6 protein-coding genes are annotated in these 6387 nt (G+C 42.7%); all 6 read right to left on the bottom strand.

Translation table 11 applies throughout. The features are described 5' to 3' along the window. Window positions 1-177 precede the first annotated feature (177 nt). Window positions 178-804 carry a type 1 glutamine amidotransferase family protein gene (locus PAENI_RS25055; protein WP_149647045.1) on the bottom strand — a complete coding sequence of 209 codons (627 nt, stop codon included), beginning with the start codon at window positions 802-804 and terminating at the stop codon, window positions 178-180. A gap of 110 nt (window positions 805-914) precedes the next feature. Further along, window positions 915-1877, bottom strand: coding sequence for a helix-turn-helix transcriptional regulator (locus PAENI_RS25050; protein ID WP_149647044.1), 963 nt, complete (start codon window positions 1875-1877; stop codon window positions 915-917). A gap of 221 nt (window positions 1878-2098) precedes the next feature. Further along, window positions 2099-2962 carry an RNA polymerase sigma factor SigJ gene (gene sigJ, locus PAENI_RS25045; protein ID WP_076299269.1) on the bottom strand — a complete coding sequence of 288 codons (864 nt, stop codon included), beginning with the start codon at window positions 2960-2962 and terminating at the stop codon, window positions 2099-2101. Window positions 2963-3001: 39 nt separating this feature from the next. Continuing rightward, a complete protein-coding gene (locus tag PAENI_RS25040) occupies window positions 3002-4186 on the bottom strand; it encodes an NAD(P)/FAD-dependent oxidoreductase (protein ID WP_149647043.1) in 1185 nt (394 codons plus the stop codon). Between the two features lie 625 nt (window positions 4187-4811). Then, window positions 4812-5576 carry a VOC family protein gene (locus PAENI_RS25035; RefSeq protein WP_149647042.1) on the bottom strand — a complete coding sequence of 255 codons (765 nt, stop codon included), beginning with the start codon at window positions 5574-5576 and terminating at the stop codon, window positions 4812-4814. Window positions 5577-5578: 2 nt separating this feature from the next. Then, the gene (gene proC / locus PAENI_RS25030; RefSeq protein ID WP_149647041.1) at window positions 5579-6385 is read right to left on the bottom strand and encodes a pyrroline-5-carboxylate reductase; all 807 of its coding nucleotides are present in this window, start codon (window positions 6383-6385) and stop codon (window positions 5579-5581) included. Window positions 6386-6387: the final 2 nt, after the last annotated feature.

Below are 6387 nucleotides of genomic sequence, written 5' to 3'. Positions count from 1 at the left end.
CCTATCTTCTTCGTTATAAACAAAAATACCCTACCGAGAGACTTTTTAAAAGTGTCTACTCGATAGGGTACAGTTTAGAACACGCCTGGGCTTCTATTTATAGGTAAATGTGGTCTTCAGACATTATTAGTGAATCAACAACACACAGCACTCCACATGCCTAATATCCCTATACTGTCATTGGATTGAATTCATTAACTCGTAGAAATATTTAGGTTCCTGAGTTTTATTAAGTCGATACCAAGCGTCTAATGTTTTTGGAGAAAATACATCTAGCGCTTTTAAAACATGAACAGAAAATTCTAATGGAGCTACTCCGGATGCGGTGATCAATTTCCCATCGGTGACAGCAGATTCCACTTTGTAATATTCTTCGCCCGTGTAAGAATGGCAAATCATTTTAAGGTAGGCCAAATCATTGCTTGTGTGCCAACGTGAATCTAACAATCCTGCTTGAGCAAGTCCTAAGGTAGCACCGCAAATTGCTCCAACTACTATCCCTTCCTTTAAACACATCTCGGCAATTTTTAATATGGGCACGTGAATAGCTTCTGTCCATGTATTTCCACCAGGTAAAATCAGTGCATCTACGCTTTTAATGCTGCACTCATCCACTTTAATGTCAGGCATTATTTTCAATCCGCCCATTGTAGTTACTGGAGTCTTTTCTATCCCAACGGTGACTATTTTTGCTGGACCCAGCCCCTGTCTGAAGTGTCTTCCAGAGTTCAGTTCGGCGGTTAAATAACCTATTTCCCAATCGGACATGGTATCAAACACATAAAGATATACTGTATTATTCATTTCTAAGTGCTCCTCATAAAGTTTATTAGGTAACAGCAACCATTCATCTTTAATGAGTGGTTATCATTATAATAAAACAACTTCACTGACATCTGCTGTCAGTGAAGTTGTTAAACTTGATAATATTCCATTAACTCTGAAGCAACCGCCACAAGTTTATTCTTTAGATTCTGTGGCTCTATAACTTGAATGGATTTCCCATAGGGAAGAATTATATACGGAACATATGTATACAGTGATTCTTCCTCAAGTAAAAAAATTGCTTGCGTTGATGTCCGCTCCTGCAAATGATGCTCCAAAAACCAATGTATGCATAAATCATCCAACGCCTCTGCCCTGCCACCAATAATTAAAGAAATTAATTCGGATTTACCTACTACATCTGGTAACAGATTTTTCATAAAAAAAGTACGCGCTGAAAAATCATTGGGACGCCTAAATGAGAATGGCGTGCGTGTGATGTTCAGAATTCGTTCTACCCGAAAGATGCGGATCTCATTCCGCAGGTGGCAAAATGCAATTGTGTACCACTTATTGTTCCAATTAACCACGCCATAGGGGTCTATTACCCTATTTTGGGACTGCTCTTCATGACTGTTACGATAAGAAATTTCTACAGACCATTCATTTGCTACAGCGTGCTCCAATTCCTGCAATACCGGCTGAACAGCGGGGTATCCCCTGCGGTTTATTACTTCAAATCCGGCTAAATGATGGCTTAGTATACTTTCCTGCTCCTGATTCGAATACATTTTCAACTTGGATGTTGCATTCTCTAATGCCTCACTCAAAGGATATCCGGCTTCTTTTGCAAATAGGGCAGCATGAAGCAGTGTCTTTTTTTCATCAATACTAAATAGTAGAGGAGATTTGATAAAATTGTGCAGCAAGCTATACCCTCCATTGTGCCCTGTGTCGGATATGATAGGGACGCCACTGACGCATAGTGCATCAATATACCGATAAACTGTTCTTATATTTATCTCTAACTTTTCCGATATTTGCTTTGCAGTCAATTTCTCTCCCGAATTCAACATCCATAGAATTGTTAGCATATTATCATTTTTTGGCATAACATAACCCTCACCTTTGATTACCACTATACTTAACTTCTAACAAGCACTTTAAGTGATTTGTTTGCTAATCCACTGTATTCCTTTATTCTGATCCTAGTAGTGTTGATACACTCCTGAATTCCTTGTTATTACTAATCAACTCCGTTAGTGTTACCGGAGTGCTCACTCCCCCACATCTCCATAACTGTTCTAACGGCGATTTTTTTCAAATCCTCTTTTCATTTCAATAAATGCCTCAGCTTATCTGGGTTCCTAACAAAGTATAAGTTGCGAATCGAATTTCTCTCGACATGCATTAGCGCAACAGTTACGATGCCATCTCCTGAACGGACAACGAGTCCTGTTTGGCCATTTATATCCCTCATTTCTACATGCACGCCTCCTTCGTAATGAGGAGCCTTACGAGTTAAGCCGAGAAGGAAACGGGCGACGAGATCGCGCGATTCAATAGGATGGACGGCGGCGAAGGCTTTACCCCCTCCATCTGAGACCAACACGACATCTTTGGCGAGCATGGATACAACCCTATCCACGTTACCCTGTTCGAGAGCCGCTAGGAGTCGACGGACCCACTCTTCGCTTGCAGCTTCGGGATTGACTGGTTCATCGGGGGTAATCCCCATTTTTCCTCTCGCACGGCTGATCAGCTTGCGGCAATTCGCTTCGCTTTTGCCAACGAGCTCAGCAATATTAGCATATTCAAAGCCGAGCGCCTCACGAAGCACGAACACTGCCCGTTCCGTAAGGGACAGCCTTTCAAGCAAGACGAGCATAGCATAAGACAGCAGCTCGCCTTGAACAACCGATTCAAACGATTCATCATTCGGAGTAAGAAGGGGCTCAGGAAGCCATTGCCCGAAATACTGTTCCCGCCGCTTACGCGCCGAATTGAATAAATCCCGACAGCGATTAGTTACCATTTTGCACAAATATGCTTTAGGTTCAACCAATCGATCCAGCTTTACATCATACAACTTCAGGAATACGTCCTGCACAGCGTCCTCCGCATCGGAGACCGATCCAGTCAGTTGGTAGGCAAGCGTAAAAAGCAGCCCTTTATAATGCTCATATAACTCTTGCATCTTAAAATTCCACCCTTTTCCACTAACCCTCTGTTTACATTATTTTAACAGACTTGCCGAATCCCATGTGAATTTCCTTATTCGCCAACCCAGCTTTCCTGTAAAAATAATATTTAACCCCCATTGATGTGTCCATACCATTCCCTGCTCCGGACCTAAGGCAAAACAAAAAAAGTCAATAAACTCCTTATGCATGGGTGCCGGACGCCCTGCAATATCCGCCGATAAAATCTTTCCAAGCCTTGCTGCTTGGGCGGTCGCTTCCTTACACGTCTTCCCGTCCACCCATCCGCTAGCAGGGTCTACGATTCGCGCGCAGTCGCCGATACTGTATACACCCTGGGCCCCTTGAACCCGATAACTTGCATCTACGATCACGTATCCTTCCGGAGTGATCGGTAACCCGATGCTTTGCAGCATTGGGTTGGGTAACAGCCCCAGCGTCCAGACACATAGGCCAGCGGACATCGTCTCGCCGTTAGATAAGGTTAGCACTCCCTCTTTCTCCTGTAACACCCTACTTCCATGTAAGGTAGTTACTCCGCAAGCGTCAAGTGAACGTTCCAGTTTAAGCCCTACTTTTGCCGGGCCTTCTGGGAAAAGTCTCTTATTCGCGTTAAATAAATTTATCCTTACAGCATTCGGGTCAAGTCCCAATGATACCGCATCATCACGAAAAAAATAAGCTAGTTCAGCAGATGTCTCGATGCCGCTTATGCCCGCTCCAACAACGGCAATGGTCATTAATCTCTGACGTTCTTTCGAGCTTTTTTCCTTTACAGCTTTCTTTATATTCGCGCGCCATGCCTCTCGGATCTTCCACGCAGCGTCTAAACTCGCTAATGCTATACCTCCTAGATCAGGGTCGGGTTGCCGCACGATGCTGCCCACCGCCAGAACGAGGAAGTCATATTTTATCGAATTCTTATTTCCTACAGCATCCTGACAAAGTAGCCTTCTTTCCCCTGATTCGATTTTCGTTACAGTAGCCTGAACGAATTCAACCCCCTCGGGAAATAACCTAGTCAGAGGGATAGTAATCTCTTCATCTCCGACCGCGGGCTTAAAAAGCAATACTTTGCGAAAGTGATAAGGGTTCTTATCGATTAAAATAAGTCGGAGTGTTCGTTTACTTGCTTGCCCCTTAAATGTTTTCCGAATCGCTTTAACTGCATTAATACCTGCATATCCTCCGCCAATAACGATGCATGTCAATTCTTTCATTGCAACCACTCCTTATTCCGTCTGCATATAAAACGAGATAAGGAGTCGTTTTGTGACAACAACGATATTTCAATGACTGCCGATTATCTGTACTTGAAAAAGTTATCATGTCCTACTTAGCAAACTATCAATTATATCTAATTACAATTTATCTGATGTCCCCCTAAAACCCATTCCCATCAATTCCCCATTGATTTCACAATGAACTCACGCACAAAATCCAAAGGTTTAATGGTATTATCAAGCGTGCTTGTAAAGACGATTACAGTCTATAAACTCGGAATAACGATTATAAATTGCCCGTTTCGTCCCATCGCAAAAAACATTTTGTTATTCAAAGTAATATCATCAGAAGGGATTCATCCTTCTTCAATTGCAATCCCAATCAAAGTGGATACTATACTTTTGGTACATGAATTAATCCGTTGAAGGTTATCTCTTAACTGCATACTCGAGGTTTTCAATCTTCGTTATCATGGTTATTTTACCATAAAATGTAATTTTATCCGGTTTACAAATTGACTAAAACAAAAAAATCACATCAACGGATAGCAAAAAGACTTGCTCGAGATATCAATACCTTCTAGCAAGTCTTTTTATCTTAAATTATAAAGAAACTAATGCCTTATACAAAAACATACTCCCCGTCACCGATCTGAATCGTCTTCCCTTTCAGCGCTAATGAATCCGTTTCAAAAATCACCTGCTTGAACTGGTTCTCATCCCCTTGCACGAAAGCAAAAGACTTATCTCCTATCGCAAGTTTAAAGGTACCGTCCTCTGACTCTGCTACAGGCAGTCCGAATATCGATCCCCAGTGTTTAGCGGTAGCTGCAGGATCGGAGACATGGAATACAGCGCGAACGATTTCGACATGACCAGCAGGATGAGGCTGGATGACTCCAGACGAAGTTAATCTTTCTAACCTCTCTGCATCTGTTCCGCTCCATTGAATGATGAACGGATAGACTAGTCCTTGAAAGTCACCACCGATAGTCATCATGCGCCACTCGATTAATCTTCCCTCGTTATCTAGACGCTTCCCATCGATGATTGGAGATAGTGATAAACCCGCTGCCTTAAGGGAATCCGCTACTTCTTCAATATCATCTGTCCGGATGACTACTCTGCTTAAGACTTCATGCTCCGGCAGAAGTTTTACAGCGTCTTTCACCACTAGATTATGTTCGGTTGCCTTTGCCAGCTCAAGATTCTCAATGCCCAGAAATTCGAGATAGGTTAGCCCGAAATAACTTAATGCGTTATAGGTTCCCCAATCTTTATGAGAACCTCCCTTAAAAGCAACCAAATCATGAGCTCTAAAGATTTCAACCGGTTTAGACAGATCATTGACGTAGTGTACTAAGTGATCCCATTTCACTGTTGCCATGATTACTTCACTCCTAGCTCAGTAGTACGCTTCACAGCTGCCAGAACACTTCTTTGCAGACCTGCTGCGAAATCACTGTTATTTAATTCGTACAAGCCATGCATCCCAACTCCGCCAGGTGAATTATTAATATCTAGCAGTTGTCTTGGATGCAGCCCTGTCTGCTGCAGCATAGCTACCGATCCCATCATATTCTCCAGTGCAACATTCCAGGCTTGCTCACGCGGCAATCCGGCAAGCACACCTGCATCTACAAAAGACTCAATGAAATAATAAATATAGTTGGGGCCAGCCACACCAAATCCAGTGAAAATATCCATTAATGTCTCATCCAGATATTGCACTTTACCAAATCCGAGTAAGAAATGCTCCACTTGATCATGGCTAGCGTATGCATTTAATGCTACACCGCTATATCCGTAGCCTGTATCCGTCAATGTATTTGGAATAACACGGATAATGGACCTCTCAGCTCCAAAATATCCAGCTAATTGGACATTCGTCACACCTGCCACAATCGATACGATGACTGCGGTAGGTGAAGCGAATTGTTGTGCGATTTGTCCAAGTGTAGTTAAATCATCTTGTGGACGCACCGCAACCACAATCAGATCTGCAGTAGATAGGCTTTGCTCCTGTGAGCTCTTCGTATCTATTCCGTATTTGGTACTCAAAAACTGAAGACGAGCTTCATTAATGTCAGATACACTAATTTGATCTACCGACAGGGTGTTGTTGGATATACATGCGCGAATGATCGCTTCCGCCATCTGTCCTCCACCAATAAAATGAATCTTTTCTTGTGTCACTT

It is taken from the genome of Paenibacillus sp. B2(2019) (assembly GCF_008370385.1).
Taxonomy (GTDB): domain Bacteria; phylum Bacillota; class Bacilli; order Paenibacillales; family Paenibacillaceae; genus Paenibacillus_AQ.
The sequence above is the reverse complement of the archived record's forward strand: the minus strand, read 5'-3'. Positions and strand labels throughout refer to the sequence as shown.

Coding starts and splice junctions, on each gene's coding strand:
- PAENI_RS25040 (WP_149647043.1), bottom strand. CDS start 4,186: ATGAAAGAATTGACATGCATCGTTATTGGCGGAGGATATGCAGGTATT.
- PAENI_RS25035 (WP_149647042.1), bottom strand. CDS start 5,576: ATGGCAACAGTGAAATGGGATCACTTAGTACACTACGTCAATGATCTG.
- PAENI_RS25050 (WP_149647044.1), bottom strand. CDS start 1,877: ATGCCAAAAAATGATAATATGCTAACAATTCTATGGATGTTGAATTCG.
- sigJ (WP_076299269.1), bottom strand. CDS start 2,962: ATGCAAGAGTTATATGAGCATTATAAAGGGCTGCTTTTTACGCTTGCC.
- PAENI_RS25055 (WP_149647045.1), bottom strand. CDS start 804: ATGAATAATACAGTATATCTTTATGTGTTTGATACCATGTCCGATTGG.